Raw genomic sequence first — 14,893 nt, 5'->3', positions numbered from 1 at the left:
GAAGGCCGCATCACCGACGCCAAACTGCCAAAACGCCTGATGGCAGGACGCGCCGGCGTTCCGCTCCTACGCCACCGCGTCGTCCTGATCGCCCACCTCCGCCGCCGATGCACGGACCGGCCGACCACGGCACCCAGATGATCTCCGCCCACGAAAATCTTGCCAGAGCCAGACCAGGTTCGTCCGGCCTTCCCCGACCTCCCGCCCGCCGTCGTCGCCCTGACCCTGCGCATTTGGGGCCACCTGCACAGCCTGACCAGCCTGGAGGTCTACGGGCACCTCCCCACCCGCACCACCCTCTTCGACAAGCCCTACGACGACGAAATCACCCAGCTTGTGTGCTCCTTGAATCTCGACCGGCACCCCGCGGCGAGCGGCGGTCCGGACGGTCGGTGGGGCGGTCGGCGAGACCGGGCCGCGTCAGCGTGGACCGGCTCAGTTCTTGAGGTGGGTGCCGTAGAAATCGGCGAGCCGGTCCACGGCCTGGGAGACGTACGCGTCGCGGTGGTAGAGGTCGAAGTGGGTCGCCCCGGTGATGTCGAACAGCTCCGCGCTCTCGCCGGCCAGGGCCACGCCGTTCTCGCTGAAGACGCGGGTGTCGGCCTTGCTCCCGACGATCATCAGCAGCGGGCGCGGTGCGAGCCAGCTGTTGTTGCGGTAGGGCTCGAACTGGGCGATCAGATCGAAACGGGCCACGGCCCAGCCGGAGGAACGGGGGTGCTGTCCGGTCGGTGTGCGGTAGTAGCCGTAGCTCTGGCCGAACATGCTGCCCGCCGGGAGGGCGTCCGCTTCGGCCTGCGTACTGGGGAGCAGGTTGGTGGCGTAGGCGCTGCCTTCGCGGGCCTCAAGGGTGCGGAACACCGCTGCCTGGTCGAGCAGGTGGTCGCGGACCGCGGGCTCGGCGAGGAGCTCGGCGCCGGGGTCGACGGCGCTGACGGTGGCGACGGCCTTGATGCGCCGGTCGGTCTGGGCGGCGTAGGGGACGTAGGCGCCCGAAGCGCAGATGCCCAGGGCGCCGATGCGCCGTGGGTCGACCTCGCTGCGGGTGCTGAGGAACGACACTGCGGAGCGGACGTCCTCGGCGTGCTGGAAGGGGTCTTCCAGACCGCGCGGCTCTCCCTCGCTCTCGCCTTGGTAGGCCGCGTCGTAGGCCAGGGCCGCGAATCCCTTGTGGGATAGCTCCTCGGCGTAGCGGCCGGCGGTCTGTTCCTTCACGCCGCCGGCCGGGTGCCCCACCACGATGGCGGGTCGCGGGCTGCCGTTGTAGTCGTCGGGCAGGTACAGCACGCCGGAGATGGCCAGGTTGTTGCTCTTGAACGTGACAGGAGTGCGCATAGGAATCCTCTGACGGGTCGCTACTCACCGAGGCTGAACCGGCCTGCAGGTGAAGGGTCTGTGTGAGGCCGGCCACCGTGGCCGGCGGTGATGGGCGGCACGATCGGTACGGTCCGTGCCGTGGACCGGTGTGGAGGACGCCGCTGGGCGGGTCAGCGTTCGATCGTCTGCCGCTCGGCCTCGTTGTGGTCGTGGCCTGAGGCCGGGGGCAGGCTGTCGAGCCGGGTCAGCTGCTCGGCGCTCAGCAAGACCGCGTCGGCGGCGGTGTTCTCCTCCACGCGGGCCACACGCTTGGTGCCGGGGATCGGGACGATGTGCTCGCCGCGGGTCAGCAGCCAGGCCAGCGCGATCTGGGCCGGGGTGACGTCGCCCTCGTCGGCGATGGCCCGCACCTCGTCGGCCAGGGCCAGGTTGCGCTGGAAGTTCTCGCCCTGGAAGCGCGGACTGGTCCTGCGCCAGTCACCCTCGTCGAACTGCTCGGGCGAGCGGAGAGTGCCGGTGAGGAAGCCGTGGCCGAGCGGCGCGTACGGCACGAAGCCGATGCCAAGCTCGCGCAGCGCGGGCAGTACCCGCTCCTCGACTTCGCGGGTCCACAGCGAGTACGACGACTGCACCGCCGAGACCGGGTGCACGGCGTGGGCGCGGCGGATCGTGTCAGGTCCGGCCTCGGACAGGCCGAACGCGCGGACCTTGCCCTCGGCCACCAGCTCGCCGACCGCACCCGCCACGTCCTCGATCGGCGTGCCCGGGTCGATGCGGTGCTGGTAGTACAGGTCGATGTGGTCGGTCCCGAGGCGTTTGAGCGAGCCTTCGACGGCGGCGCGGATCGTGGTCGGGCCGCTGTCCAGGACGCCCATGCCGCCGTTCGGGGCTCCGTGCGAGATCAAGCCGAACTTGGTCGCCAGGACGACCTCGTCACGGCGGCCCTTCAGCGCCCGGCCGAGAAGTTCCTCGTTGGTGTAGGGGCCGCAGACCTCGGCGGTGTCGATGAGCGTGACGCCCAGGTCGATCGCCCGCTGGACGGTGCGCACGGACTCGGCATCGTCGCTGCCGGCGCCGGTGTAGAAGACCGACATGCCCATCGCGCCCAGGCCGATGCGGGAGACATCCAGATCTCCCAGAGTGGTGTGCTTCAAGTGATCATTCCTCGGGTCGGAGCTCGGTCGGCACGGCGCGCGACTGACGGCGTCGCCGACGCTGCCAGCAGGGATCAGAGCCGGGTCGGCCACGTCCTGCACGTCGTCATCGCTGCTCAGGTGCCTCAGGCGGGACGGGGCCCCAGGTGGGGCCCGGCCGTCGTGAACGGCACGTCCTCAGGAAACGCCGTTTCGTCCGGCGGGGGCAGTGACGGGTTTTCCGGGTAACGCCAGTACCTCCCTCATTCCAGGGCCCTCGCCTACCGTTGAAGGCATGGACGACCGCGCCGAGATCAGGGAATTCCTCGCCTCCCGCCGCGCCCGCATCACCCCTGAGCAGGCCGGACTGCCCGCCTGGGGCGGTCACCGGCGAGTCAGGGGGCTGCGGCGCGAGGAGGCCGCGACGCTGGCCGGCATCTCGGTCGACTACTACGTACGCATGGAGCGCGGCAACCTGTCCGGGATCTCCGACAGAGTCCTGGACGCCGTCGCCCGCGCCCTGCAGTTCGACGACGCCGAACGCCGACACCTGTACGACCTGGCCCGGCGCGCCCCCGCCCCCGCCGCCTCCCGCCGCCGTGCTCCCACCCACCGTCTGCGGCCCGCTGTGCAGTACATGCTGGACGCCGTCCGCGACGCCCCCGCCTGGATCCACAACGGGCGCCAGGACCTGGTGGCCACCAACCATCTGGCCCGCGCCCTGTACGCGCCCCTCCTGGCCGACCCGCGCCGCCCCGCCAACGCGGCCCGGTTCATCTACCTCGACCCCGCCGCCCACGACTTCTTCCCCGACTGGGAGCAGACCGCCGACGGCATCACCGCCATGCTCCGCACCGAAGCCGGCCGCAACCCCCACGACAAGGACCTCACCGACCTCATCGGGGAACTGTCCACCCGCAGCGAGACCTTCCGCAGTCACTGGGCCGACCACAACGTCCGCCGACACCGCACCGGCAGCAAGAAGCTCCACCACCCGGTCGTCGGCGACCTGGAACTGAACTTCGAGGCAATGGCCCTGGCCTCCGACCCTGACCTCACCTTCGTGATCTACACCGCCACCCCCGACACCCCCAGCGCCGACTCCCTCCACCTCCTTGCCACCTGGGCAGCCACCCAAGACCAGCCCGAGCCCGATCTCCAGAACCATCAACTCTGACCAGCCACAGCCAAATCTCCGCCGATGAAGCGCCTTGGCCGCGACGCCGCCGAACTCACCTCGCTCGCCGACCACCTCACCGCCCACGGGCTGGTCCTGGAGACGCTCGCCGGCCCCCTGCCCGGGATGTACGACCCCAGCGACCCCAGCGGGCCCGGCTGCCCGCTGTTCGTATTCTTCGCAGCGATGGCGGAGACCGAACGGAAGAACATACGCGAGTCGACCCTCGAAGGACTCGGAGCCGCGTCTCGCAAGGGAGAGCACGGCGGCCTGCCACCCGTCATCACCGGGGACACGCTGCACACCGCGCTCCGCCGTCGCGCGAACGGCGAGTGGGTCGAGCAGATCCAGCCCGACTTGATCATTCCGGCCGGCAAACGCAAAGGGCAGGCCCCCGCTTCCGTGGTCGCCCGCATGCTCGGCTGCCACGACGACACCACCGCCCAGCTCGCCGCTGAGGCTGGCGGAACCTGGCGGAACTATGCCCCAGGCGACCACTCATGGTCACCGTGAGCCCTCGCCGACTGGTGAATACGCGACTCCGTATCACTCGAGGTCGCCAGTTCGATCCCCCGTTACGGGCCCCACCGCTCGCGCGCGAGCGGTGGGGCAGGAGGAGAGCGTGGCGGTCGGGGCGATCAGTAGAAGCGGCGGATGAAAACGTCCGACTTGCCGTTGGTGTCGCCGGGCACGATGTCGTCGGCCGTGGAATGGAAGACCACGTCGCGCCCACCGGCGCTGACCGCGTCGGTACCGGCCGAGGCGGGCTGGTTCGAGACGATCTCGTCGGTGCCCGTCTCCAGGTCGCGCAGCGTGAGCGACGGTCCGTTCGTGTCGTGTGGGGCGTACAGCAGATAGCGGCCGGTGGGATCGATGGCCACGCCCCGCACGTTCGGCACCAGTTGGTCGGTGCCCGAGCGCTCGTCGTGGATGTAGGTGTCGGAGCCCGAGAGGTAGACGACCTTGCTGCCGTCCTTGCTGAGCTGGACGAGTGTCGCCGCCTTGGACGGGCCCTCGATCGGGCCGGAGGAGGTGTCGTCGGTCCGGTCCCACACGAAGACGTCCTCCGCCCGGCCGTCCTGGTAGGCGACAAAGCGGCCGTCGCCGCTGATGGACGGCCGGGCCGAGACGGCGTGGCCGAACTCGGCGACGGTCTCCATGGTGTCGGCCTGCCAGTCCCGTACCTCGATGCGCTGCCGGGACGGCGGTCGAGTGAAGGTGGCGACGTGGGCGATGTAGCGGCCGTCCGCGCTCAGCGACGGCTGGCTGCAGCTGAGGCCCGAGCAGTTGATGCCGATCGTGCTTCCCGAGCTCACCTGGGACAGGAGGACCTTCGTGTCTCTGAACAACTGCCCCCACCAGGCAACGTATTGCCCGTCACCACTGATCAACGGGCGCTGGTTCGGGGAAGTGTTGGAGCTCATCAGCGTGGTCTGGCGCGTCCGCTGGTCGCGGACGAACACCCTTTCCCCTGTCACCGGGTGGGCGGGTATGAGGTTCTGCGCCAACGACGAGAAGGCGATACGCCGGCCGTCGGTCGTGATCGTGGCACCGGCGGAGTCGCCGTCGCCCTGGGTGCCGTCGGTCGCGACACTGATCCGCTCGACCCCGGCTCCGCTGTCACTCGCGACGCCCGGCACGGTCATGGGCTCAGCCGAAGCGGCTCCGGGCAGCACGGTCGTGACCGCGCAGACCACGACCGTGGCGCTTAAGGCGACCCGCACACGTCTGGTGGCGCTCCGATTCGCGTTGCCCCTCATTTTCCCCCTAAGACAGGACATGGTCCTTCTCCCCGGTTGCCCACCGGAGGGCCACAAGCATGCAACCGCGATGGCGCTGTGGGGTCAATGCGTCGCATGACTATTGAGAGGCGCGGTTCCGGTCAGGTGAGCGCGGTCGGCTTCGCAGCGCGCAGGGCCAAAGGGTCACAGGGGCCCGATGAGACGCCGGGTGGGAAGGCCGAGCAGGGACATGGAGCGACGAGCGGAGACGACATGGCGAGTGGATGTCCGCGCGAGGACCTCAGCCCTCCCCGTAGCAGCTGAAGAATCCGACCAGCATCTGGTGGTCCGACAGTCCTTCGGGGCTGTGGACGCCGACGGTTTCGCTGAATACGTCGGCCTCCAAGCGTCCGCACCGTGCCCTCGGGTCCACCGGGCGCTCCTCGACCGATGCCAGCCTCTCAACAGTGCCCCTGCCACCTCGGCGATCCCGGCACGCGAAAGGCCCAGCTCGAGTACGAGCACCGCGTCAACGCGCTCACGACTGACCCCCGACGCTCGGTGGCTCTTTCCCTGCCGCCGGGCCGGACAGCCCATGACCTCGCACGCCCTCGAACTTCGCCCCCGCCGCGTGGGCTTCCCCACCCGGAGAGGACGCACGGCGGCGATCCGCCACCTCGTGCTTCATGCCCCCGCTTCCGTGGTCGCCCGCATGCTCGGCTACCACCACGACACCATCGCCCAACTCGCCGTTCATGCGGGCTGCCACCCCTGTCTCGTCAACAGCCCCTGTCTGTCAGCGGATCATCGGCGTGAGTGGTTTCGAGGCGGTGTGCAAGATGGAGCAGATCCGCCAGGTGCAGCACCCGTTCGTTGAATCCTGGGAGGGGGACATGGAGCGGCTGGGTCCAGCGGGCGGGGATTGCATCCAATCCGTAGTGCGCCCCCGCGAGGCCTCCGGTCACCGCGGCGACGGTGTCGGTGTCACCGCCGAGGTCGATCGCCGTGCGTATCGCGTCCTCGAAGCTCGTGGTGGTGCGCAGGGCCCAGACGGCGGAGCCCAGGCAGGGCCAGACGGCACCGTTGAACTCGGTCGCCTGATCGGGGTGCCAGTCGGGCGCGAGGACTGTGGCGTAGCGGCCGCGGTGGTCGGGGTGGACAAGAGCCAGGATGTCCGGGAGTGCGGTGAGGGGGTCGGTGTCCTCGAACGTGACGCGGATGAGTTCGTGGAGGATCGCGGTGCCTTCCCAGGCCGCGCGGTCACCGTGGGTGAGAGCAGCGATGCGGCGGGCCGCGTCCATGGTGGCTTCTTGGCCGGCGGCCGCGAAGTGGACCGCGGAGGCCGATGCCCGCATCAAGGAGCCGTTTCCCGCCGCTCGTTGGTTGACCTGGAAATGGATCGCGGCGGCGAGGTCCCAGGGCGCGCCGTTGGTCAGGACGTCCTCGGTCTGCAGGCCGATGTCCTTCGGTTCTGATGCCGCCCATCGCTGGAAGCGGGCGAAGATGTCCGGCAGATCCAGTCCGCCCCGCTCCAACAGCGACTCCGCAACCAGGACAGCCATCTGCGTATCGTCAGTGGCCTCGCCGGGGTCCCAGCCACCACCTCCGCACATCTCGCCACCGACACCAGGCGCCGGAAACCGCGCGGAGAACGCTCCCTGGGGACCGAACTCGAAAGGACCGCCCAGGGCGTCACCCACCGCTGAACCGACGACCGCGCCGGCGGCCCGCTGAATCCGCTTCATTCGCGCAGGCTATCTGCGCCCCGCCGACGGCCACGCGGCCCTGTTCCTTCTTCAACTCCCCGAACCATGGGCGGCGAACGCGTCCCTCTACGGAGGCGCGCAGCCTGAGGCGGGGATGTGAGGGCGACTCGGCAGGGAGGGGGTGGGCAGACAGCCTCTTGGGCTCTTCGCCGTCCATGGTCGGTGAAGAGCCCCTCCCGCACCCATGTGATCTTCGCACCGCACTGAGTTTCAGCGCGGTTCCGTTGGCGCGGACCGTCTCGCCAGAGGGCGGAGGCGGGGCTGGACCCTCTTGTCGAGGGCCCGTTCCGTTGTACGGCCAGGCCGCGCCGTACGGGTCGAGCCACGTTGTCCGGGGCCACCCGCACCGTAAGGCTCAAGCCGCGGCCTTCACCGCCGAGTCCGCCTGCTCCGCCGGGCTCCCCGCGCCCGTCCGACCCACCTGGTCTGCCCGGCCCGCCGGCTGTACCGTTCGGCGGCGGACCGGCATGCCCACTGTCGGGTGGGCGACGGTCCAGGCCGCGCCCTTGCAGATGAGTTCCTTGTAGACGGCGGCGAGGCGGCCGGTGAGGGCCTTGGGGACGGCCTGGTCGTCCGCGGTGACGAACTGGATCAGGCCCTCCTTGCGGCCGAGCGAGATGCACTGCTGGAAGTAGCGGATCGGAACCTTCGGGAGCTTTCCGCCGGTCAGGCGGGCCGCGATGGCGTCGGCGGCCTGCCACGCGGTGGGGACGCCAGAGGCGCACGACATCCGCAGCGGCTTGTCGCCGGGGCCCGTTACGAGGGCCGCGTCGCCGACGGCGTACACCTCGGGGTGCGAGACCGAGCGCATGGTCCCGTCGACCACGATCTGGCCCGTGCCGGAGACCTCCAGCGTGCTGGCCTCGGCGATCGGGTGGACGGCGAAGCCGGTGGCCCACACGGTGACCGCGGCCGGGACGGACGTACCGTCGGTCAGGACGCGGTCGGCCTCGACGGCGGTGACGGCGGTGTGCTCGTGCACGGTGATGCCGAGCCTGGCGAAGACCTTCCGCAGATGTCCTCGGCCCTTGTCGGAGAGCCAGTCGCCGAAGCCGCCGCGGGCCACGAGGGCGACGTCCAGGTCAGGGCGGGTCTCGGCGATCTCGGTCGCGGCCTCCAGGCCGGTGAGTCCGCCGCCGACGACCACCACGGGCTGTCCCGCGTCCAGTCGGGCCAGCCGCTCGCGCAGCCGGAGTGCTCCTGGGCGGCCGGAGATCTCGTGGGCGTGCTCGGCGGTGCCGGGGACGCTCTGGGGGTTCCAGCCGCTGCCGAGGGCGTAGACGAGGGTGTCGTACTCCAGTTCCTGCTCCCCGGCGTCGTGCGCGTCGACGACGGTGACGGTCCTGCGGTCGGCGTCGATACCGGCGACCTTGGCGAGTTTCACCTCGACGCCCGTGCCCGCGAACATCTCGTCGAAGGGGCGGGGCTTGAGCTCCTGGCCGACCGCGAGCTGGTGCATCCGGACGCGTTCGACGAAGTCGGGCTCGGCGTTGACGAGGGTGATGGCGACGTCTGCGCGGTGCAGCCGCTTGGCGAGGCGCCCGGCGGCGGTGGCTCCGGTGTAGCCGGCTCCGAGGACGATGATGCGGTGCTGCATTTTCCTGCTCCTGTCTGCGCGGTCCGACGCTTGCCCTTGCTCGGTCACGCCCCTTGAACCGGGCAGCCCGCGCTTTCCTGACAGCAACAGGATGTGATCCAGGTCACAGTCTCGCTGGAAAATGTGACCTGGTTCAGCGAGGGCGTCGAGAAGGCCCTCGGACGGCGTTCGTCAGAAGGCGTGGAACAGGGGTTCCCCGTGCTCGGTGGCCGCCCACACCTCGGTCGCGCGTTCCAGCTTGTCGGGGTTGACCTGAGTGCGGAACGCGACGATGCCGTCGGCGCCGATCTCGAGGCAGATGACCCCGACGACCCGGCCGTCGACGACTGCCAGGATCGCGGGGCCGCCGTTGGCCGTCGAGATGTGGATCTCGGGTGAGCCGCCGACCATGGCCCGCTTGACCGGAGCCGGCTTGAACAGGCCCCGCATGAACTTCGCGACCGCCAGGGCGCCCTCGAACGCCTTGGCGCGGGCCGGGACCTTTCCGCCGCCGTCGCCGACCGCGATGGCATCCGAGGTGAGCAGCTTGACCAGCGGCTCGGTCTTCCCGCTGGTGGCCGCCGCGAGGAACTCCTCGACGATCCGCCGGGCCGCCGCCGTGTCGATCTCCGTACGGGCCTTGCCCGCCGCCACGTGCTTCTTCCCGCGGTGGAAGATCTGCTGGCTGGCGGCCTCGCTGAGGTCGAGGATCTCGGCGATCTCCCGATGCGGGTAGTCGAAGGCCTCCTTCAGCACGTACACCGCCCGCTCGTTGGGGGTGAGGCGCTCCAGCAGGGTGAGGACCGCGTACGAGACGGATTCGCGCTGTTCGGCAGTGTCGGCCGGGCCGAGCATCGGGTCGCCGGTGAGCAGCGGCTCGGGCAGCCACTGGCCCACATAGGTCTCCCGGCGTGCGCGGGCCGAGGTGAGCTGGTTGAGGCACAGGTTGGTGAGCACCTTCGTCAGCCAGGCCTCGGGCACCTCGATCCGGTCGACGTCGGCCGCCTGCCAGCGCAGGAACGTCTCCTGCACGGCGTCCTCCGCCTCGCTCGCCGAGCCGAGGAGGCGGTAGGCGATCGCCTCCAGACGGGGCCTCGTCGCCTCGAACCGGTCCACGTCGTGCGTTGTCAGCGCCATGCCCTGGATTTTAGACGCAGCACTCGGGCGACCTTCCGTGCGAGCGTCACGAGACGTGGAGCGGCAAGTAGCTGTCCAGCGCGTCGACGTCGTCTCACCCAACTCACTTCGTCTGTGGGCTACTACGACAATTCAACGGAGCCTCGCCTCTCGGCGGGGCCGGATACGCCCCCAACCAGGACGAGCTCGACTTCTGCCGCCAGTTCGTCATCACGGTGGCGCTCCGCTTCACCGAGAGCAACGCACGGGTTGAACCACCGCCTTGGCGGTGACCCGCCACCCGAGGACGCGGTGCGCACCGAACCGATGAACGGCATCGTGTGCACCGAGGCGCGCCACGATGAACTCAGACGTCGCTTCCTATGGTGCAGGTGAGGGCTCGGCGGCCTGAGGGAAGCCCAACTCGTCGAGCAGTGTGCTGAAGAGGTCTTCCACGGGGGTCTCGTGTGAGCGAAGCAGCTCTTCGATCCTGACTGTCTGTGGCGTCGCGGGAACGTCGGCGGCCGCGGCCCATACGACTGCGCCCTCGGCGTCGGTGGGAATCTCCGCGTCGAGCTCCGCGTGCTTGTGTCCGACTGCGTCATGGAACTCCGGTGTGTCCAGCCACAGGAGCTGATCTTCGAGCTCTTCGGGCTCCTCGGCCAGAAGCCTGGCGGCGATGTCCAGGTTGAGCCATGTCTGCCAACGCCGGCCGGTGACGTTCAGCCCGGTCACGAGAGCGAGGTCACTGTCGGAGACCTCGGCGACGCAGGCCGGTGCCCTGCTCCACTCAACCAGGGCGGGTAGGTCGGCGTCGTCCCATGTCCCGGAATCGAACTGGAGCGTCTGCCAGCCTCCCGGCCGTGACTCCCATGTGCCCACGGTGGTCTTGAGTTCTTCGTCGAGGCTGTCGAACACGGGAGCTGCCAGCAGAGGCCGGCTACTGCGAGCAAAGACCAGGTGACCCGAGAATCCCACGGCAGTTTCTCCTTCGAGATGTTGGGCGCACCTTATGAGCCGCCGCTGACAACGCAGGCGCGGCTGGCATCTGCTCGCGGTCAGTCCGGCTCATCTGCTGCAACGGCGATACCCGATGAAGGCTGCGGCGATGGCAACGAACGCGAGGAAGTGCTCGGCCTTGCGCTCACAGGTTCTGGGGAGGGTCAGGTGGCAGTGGTCCAGTCGCGCAGTTGCCGGGCGATCCGGGCGACGCCGAGCACACCGGAGGCAGCATCGCGTACCAGTGAGACGGCCGCCTTGGGCGGGTAGTCCAGGGCGGCCGCGTTGAGGATCAGGTAGGCCTCGGTCGCGTGCCAGGCGAAGGCCTCGTTCGAGTGCTCCAGGCACGGCAGCTTCGCCAAGGTCTGCAGCAGGGCGGCGGCCTTGAGGTACATCGATCCGTAGATGTCCCGCTCCATCGCCCGGGCGTTGACCCGGGCGACGGCCGCATACAGCGGCCCGTAGTCGTCGACCTGTGGATCACCGTCGAGCAGCTCGGCGGCGTGCAGCAGGAACGTGACGTCGACGGGGTGGAGAGGTTCCTGCTCGCTCACGCGGCGTGGCCCTGCTCCTGCTGCTCAAGCTCCCGCAGCGCCTCCTGCTCGATCGCCCGCTGCTCCGCGCCGGCGTCGATGCTGCTGGGCTCGGCCGCGAAAGCCGCGCCGCTGCGGGCCATGGACACCTTGAAGCCTTCCAGGAACCGCTGCTCCACCGCGGTTGCCCGGTCGTAGGCGGCCGAGAGGATGTACTCCTGCATGCTGACCCCCGCCTGCTTGGCGGCCGCTGCGATGGCCGCCCGCTGCGCGGGGTCGGGGAAGCGCAGATTCATCGCTTTGGGATCCGACATGACACCTACGGTACCATCGGTACCATCCGCGGCCGACGCGGAACGGCACGACGCCAGGCCGAACGGGATGGAAGACCGCGGCCTGCTATCAGAAGCCGGATGATCCCCGTGCCGCTGGACAGGCGCGTCATCGACCTGACCACTCCTCACCCGGCCGGGAACCGGCCGCTCGGCGTGCCGGAGACGGCGGCGTCGAGGCGTCACCCCCAGGCGACCGTCGGTGGGCGGGCCCAGGGTGCGCGCCCGGTCGCCCTCCGGGCTCGGCTTGCCCCGCCTGCCGTGCTCGGTGGACCTTCACCCAGACGGTTCAGCTCCTTAAGCGCTTCCTCCACCGCGAAGGCCGCACCCCCCGCCGCCCTTGGAACCTCTTCCCGGCCTCCAGTCGGAGCCTCTCGCACGCAGCCCGCCACTCAGCCGTCAGGCCCCCGCCCTCCGCACACCGCAAAACACCGGCATACCGCAGGGATCGCCATCGTCCCCACCCGAAGCCAAACCGAAAAGGTCAGTAACCGGTGTGGTACTGGTCGGCCCGCAAGGCTGGCGGATCGACCCGTCGCGCGGCGACGCGCGCGGACCGTGATCGAAGCCGAGTGGCGGCCTCGGGGCCGAGTCATACGCGGCTGCGGCAGCCGCCTACAAGCAGCACGCGCTGGTGTCGGCCCTGCAGACCACCCCAGCAGCTTCGGATCGTCCGCGGGAGGCGGCTGTATCGGCATTCCCGCTGATCGCCGGCCGCGACGCGGTCCGGCCCTCAGGAGGCGTGCCCGCCGGCACTCCTCGCCCGACGCGGCGCGGTTACGTCATGGACGCCTTCCTGCGGTGGCTGTTCGACACCACCGGCGACCAGTCGCCGACGACCCCGCCGTGCTCCAGCGCCGCGCGACCTCGTGGAACGCCTCCTTGGCTCTGCTGACACCGTCGCCGCCACACCCCACCCACACGGTCCCGGCCGGGCAGCGCCGACGCGTTGCCCCGGACGGCTCCGCCGGTCGAGCTCGGGTCGGCCTCACTGGCGGACACCTGCCGGATCAGCCACCTCTCCATCCGCCCGGGACGCGACGTCTGAGCCGGGCCCGAACCCCCTGACGATCAGCCACCCGGCCAGCCCCAGCTCCCAGGCGAACACCGGGAGCGCGGCGGCCGACCCCGCCACGGAGAGCTGCGCATAGGCCCCGAACATCACGGCGACGGCCGAGGCGCAGATCAGCGGCCCGCCGACCAGCCCGAGCACGGCGATGAAGCGCGGCACCAGTCGTGCGCGGTACGCCAGGTACGCAAGCAGGACGGTGTTCAGGCCGAGGGCGATGTTGGGCCCGAGCAGGAACGTCCAGTCGTGCACGGCCGTCAGCGCGACGTCGGCGCCGGCCGCCGCCCCCGCGTCCCGCCGCAGGGTGACGAGCGCCAGGACGGCGACGATCCCGAGGGCGATGACGGCCGCCTCCATCAGCCGCCCGAAGGCGTACCCGAGCGCGAGCCCCTCGCCGTGGCGCCGCAGGACGGGGAACAGCGCCGCCCCGCTACCGGCCACCGCCACCACCAGCACCACCTCACAGAGCACCCCGAGCAGTGCCCGTGTGTCGGCACCCTGCGTGAGCCGGCCGTCCGCCGCGCCCAGCAAGGGGCGGTACAGAACCGCCCCGGCTATCGCGGCGGCCTCGGTCAGCAGGAACAGCGACCCGGCGGCCACCGCGGTTCTCCGGTCCGGACTCATCTTCTCGTACCCCTCACTCGATGCTAGGTGTACGCCGTACACCTAGCATCGGACCATAGGTGTACGGCGTACACTCGTCAAGGAGAGGGAGCGCTGTCGAGGAGGGAAGGGGCCGAACCGGAATGACCCGGCAGGAAGCCACGCACACGCAACGGATCCCCCTGAACAGGGACCGCGTCCTGCGCGCCGCCGTCGCGCTCGCCGACGCCACCGGCATCGACGCGCTCAGCATGCGCAGGCTCGCGCAGGAGCTGGACGTCGTACCGATGGCCCTTTACAAGCACCTGGCCAACAAGGAGGAGCTCCTCGACGGCATGGCCGATGCCGTCATCGGCGAGATCGACCCGCCGGCCGCGGCCCCCGACTGGCAGCGCGTGGTCCGCGGGCGGATCCTCTCGGCCCGGCGGGTCCTGCTGCGCCACCCCTGGGCGGCCCGGGTCATCGAGTCGCGGACCGGCCCCACCCCGGCCGTGCTGGCGTACCTGGACTCGATGGCCGGGAGCTTCCGGGTCGGCGGCCTCTCCGCCGACCTTACGCACCACGTCATGCACGCGATGGGCAGCCGCCTGCTCGGCTTCAGCCAGGAACTGTTCGACACCTCGGGCCCCTCCGGCCCGCCGGACCCCGGGCTGGCGGCGCGCTACCCGCACATCGCGGAACTGGCCGCGACGGCCGCACACGACGAGGGCTCCGCGGTCGGTGGCGGCTGCGACGACCAGTTTGAGTTCGAATTCGCCCTGGACCTCCTCCTGGACGGCTTCGAAAGCCTCCGCCGCCAGGGCTGGACGTCCGCGCGGAAGGCGTAGCGGGTGCGGGGGCGGGGGCTGATCCAGCGTCGAAGGGGGGAGCAGCACCGAGGGAAACCCAACCGGGCCGGGGCCAGTGGTTGCACGCGGGCCCGCGTGCGCTCGGTGCCGTTCCCACGCGGATTCGGCAACACTCAGCTCCCGGGCCGTGCGACGATCCCGGCGAGCGGGTACGCCCCATGCGCACGTCCATCCGTATCGCAGGTGTCCTCACCGGCCTGACCCTCGCGCTCGGTGGTGTGGCCGTCACGGCCCCCACCACCCGCGCGAATCGGAGAGGCGGCAGGTACCGGTCGACCGGCTCGGCGGCAAAGGTTCCGTCATACAGGCGCACGTCGGTGAGCTCGAACCGCTCCGGCTGTCCCCCGACCGGCCAGGCAATGCAGGTTCGGGCGGGGCGAGTCAGCGCCGTCTTCGCCATCCGGCACGTGCCCACCCTGCTGTCCTTCACCGGCTTCAGGGACCGATGGATTTGTTCACGGGTCATGACTCGTCAACAAACGCTGTCGCAGAAGGTGATCTCGAAGCCACGCTGCCCGTACTTCGCGTCCACCGCGTGCGGGGGGTGAGAGTGGTGGTGCGGCCGGTGTGCTGCAGGCGGCCGTGGTCGTCGAACGTCGCGTTACCCGGCCGCAGCGGTGTTTCCCGGTCCTGACCGACGGCACCGACGGTGCAGGGCAACCATCCAGCCGCCCCAGGAGTCACCTGTGCGATCACAGTCCCA

13 protein-coding genes are annotated in these 14,893 nt (G+C 70.2%); 3 read left to right on the top strand and 10 right to left on the bottom strand.

What is annotated here, in order from left to right; translation table 11 throughout:
• Positions 1-435: 435 nt before the first annotated feature.
• Both OG622_RS02820 and OG622_RS02815 read right to left on the bottom strand, forming a co-directional pair.
• On the bottom strand, positions 436-1,335 hold the full coding sequence (locus OG622_RS02820; RefSeq protein WP_371572941.1) for an alpha/beta hydrolase: 900 nt from the start codon (positions 1,333-1,335) through the stop codon (positions 436-438).
• 152 nt (positions 1,336-1,487) lie between these two features.
• Positions 1,488-2,471 (bottom strand): aldo/keto reductase, encoded by a 984-nt coding sequence (locus OG622_RS02815; protein ID WP_371572940.1) that lies wholly within the window; start codon positions 2,469-2,471, stop codon positions 1,488-1,490.
• 274 nt (positions 2,472-2,745) lie between these two features.
• Here OG622_RS02815 and OG622_RS02810 point away from each other — a divergent pair, with 274 nt between their 5' ends.
• Together OG622_RS02810 and OG622_RS02805 are read left to right on the top strand one after the other, a co-directional pair.
• The gene (locus tag OG622_RS02810) at positions 2,746-3,627 is read left to right on the top strand and encodes a helix-turn-helix transcriptional regulator (protein WP_371572939.1); all 882 of its coding nucleotides are present in this window, start codon (positions 2,746-2,748) and stop codon (positions 3,625-3,627) included.
• Positions 3,628-3,651: 24 nt separating this feature from the next.
• Positions 3,652-4,140 (top strand): recombinase family protein, encoded by a 489-nt coding sequence (locus OG622_RS02805; RefSeq protein ID WP_371572937.1) that lies wholly within the window; start codon positions 3,652-3,654, stop codon positions 4,138-4,140.
• Positions 4,141-4,265: 125 nt separating this feature from the next.
• Here the strand turns inward: OG622_RS02805 and OG622_RS02800 are convergent, their stop codons facing one another.
• The 8 genes from OG622_RS02800 to OG622_RS02765 all read right to left on the bottom strand — a co-directional run bounded on the left by OG622_RS02800 (position 4,266) and on the right by OG622_RS02765 (position 13,363).
• Complete coding sequence (locus OG622_RS02800) at positions 4,266-5,273, bottom strand: hypothetical protein (RefSeq protein WP_371572935.1); 1,008 nt, start codon at positions 5,271-5,273, stop codon at positions 4,266-4,268.
• 854 nt (positions 5,274-6,127) lie between these two features.
• Positions 6,128-7,093, bottom strand: a complete 966-nt coding sequence (locus OG622_RS02795) for an ADP-ribosylglycohydrolase family protein (protein ID WP_371572933.1) — start codon at positions 7,091-7,093, stop codon at positions 6,128-6,130.
• Between the two features lie 376 nt (positions 7,094-7,469).
• On the bottom strand, positions 7,470-8,711 hold the full coding sequence (locus tag OG622_RS02790; RefSeq protein WP_371572931.1) for an NAD(P)/FAD-dependent oxidoreductase: 1,242 nt from the start codon (positions 8,709-8,711) through the stop codon (positions 7,470-7,472).
• 171 nt (positions 8,712-8,882) lie between these two features.
• On the bottom strand, positions 8,883-9,827 hold the full coding sequence (locus OG622_RS02785; RefSeq protein ID WP_371572929.1) for an RNA polymerase sigma-70 factor: 945 nt from the start codon (positions 9,825-9,827) through the stop codon (positions 8,883-8,885).
• A gap of 360 nt (positions 9,828-10,187) precedes the next feature.
• On the bottom strand, positions 10,188-10,784 hold the full coding sequence (locus OG622_RS02780) for a hypothetical protein (protein ID WP_371572928.1): 597 nt from the start codon (positions 10,782-10,784) through the stop codon (positions 10,188-10,190).
• Positions 10,785-10,969: 185 nt separating this feature from the next.
• Positions 10,970-11,359 carry a fic family toxin-antitoxin system, toxin component gene (locus OG622_RS02775; RefSeq protein ID WP_371572926.1) on the bottom strand — a complete coding sequence of 130 codons (390 nt, stop codon included), beginning with the start codon at positions 11,357-11,359 and terminating at the stop codon, positions 10,970-10,972.
• Complete coding sequence (locus OG622_RS02770; protein WP_371572924.1) at positions 11,356-11,652, bottom strand: DUF1778 domain-containing protein; 297 nt, start codon at positions 11,650-11,652, stop codon at positions 11,356-11,358. Before OG622_RS02770 ends, OG622_RS02775 begins: the two co-directional genes overlap by 4 nt.
• A 1,006-nt stretch (positions 11,653-12,658) precedes the next feature.
• Positions 12,659-13,363 carry a DUF4386 domain-containing protein gene (locus tag OG622_RS02765; protein WP_371572922.1) on the bottom strand — a complete coding sequence of 235 codons (705 nt, stop codon included), beginning with the start codon at positions 13,361-13,363 and terminating at the stop codon, positions 12,659-12,661.
• A gap of 122 nt (positions 13,364-13,485) precedes the next feature.
• Here OG622_RS02765 and OG622_RS02760 point away from each other — a divergent pair, with 122 nt between their 5' ends.
• Positions 13,486-14,169: a TetR/AcrR family transcriptional regulator C-terminal domain-containing protein gene (locus tag OG622_RS02760; RefSeq protein WP_371572921.1), complete on the top strand. Its 684-nt coding sequence runs from the start codon at positions 13,486-13,488 to the stop codon at positions 14,167-14,169.
• Positions 14,170-14,893 lie beyond the last annotated feature (724 nt).

The organism is Streptomyces sp. NBC_01314 (assembly GCF_041435215.1).
GTDB lineage: Bacteria > Actinomycetota > Actinomycetes > Streptomycetales > Streptomycetaceae > Streptomyces.
The sequence above is the reverse complement of the archived record's forward strand: the minus strand, read 5'-3'. Positions and strand labels throughout refer to the sequence as shown.

Bases quoted from the DNA above. Each gene is read 5' to 3' on its own strand.
- OG622_RS02820 (WP_371572941.1), bottom strand. From the start codon at position 1,335: ATGCGCACTCCTGTCACGTTCAAGAGCAACAACCTGGCCATCTCCGGC.
- OG622_RS02810 (WP_371572939.1), top strand. From the start codon at position 2,746: ATGGACGACCGCGCCGAGATCAGGGAATTCCTCGCCTCCCGCCGCGCC.
- OG622_RS02805 (WP_371572937.1), top strand. From the start codon at position 3,652: ATGAAGCGCCTTGGCCGCGACGCCGCCGAACTCACCTCGCTCGCCGAC.
- OG622_RS02800 (WP_371572935.1), bottom strand. From the start codon at position 5,273: ATGACCGTGCCGGGCGTCGCGAGTGACAGCGGAGCCGGGGTCGAGCGG.
- OG622_RS02795 (WP_371572933.1), bottom strand. From the start codon at position 7,093: ATGAAGCGGATTCAGCGGGCCGCCGGCGCGGTCGTCGGTTCAGCGGTG.
- OG622_RS02790 (WP_371572931.1), bottom strand. From the start codon at position 8,711: ATGCAGCACCGCATCATCGTCCTCGGAGCCGGCTACACCGGAGCCACC.
- OG622_RS02785 (WP_371572929.1), bottom strand. From the start codon at position 9,827: ATGGCGCTGACAACGCACGACGTGGACCGGTTCGAGGCGACGAGGCCC.
- OG622_RS02770 (WP_371572924.1), bottom strand. From the start codon at position 11,652: ATGTCGGATCCCAAAGCGATGAATCTGCGCTTCCCCGACCCCGCGCAG.
- OG622_RS02765 (WP_371572922.1), bottom strand. From the start codon at position 13,363: ATGAGTCCGGACCGGAGAACCGCGGTGGCCGCCGGGTCGCTGTTCCTG.
- OG622_RS02760 (WP_371572921.1), top strand. From the start codon at position 13,486: ATGACCCGGCAGGAAGCCACGCACACGCAACGGATCCCCCTGAACAGG.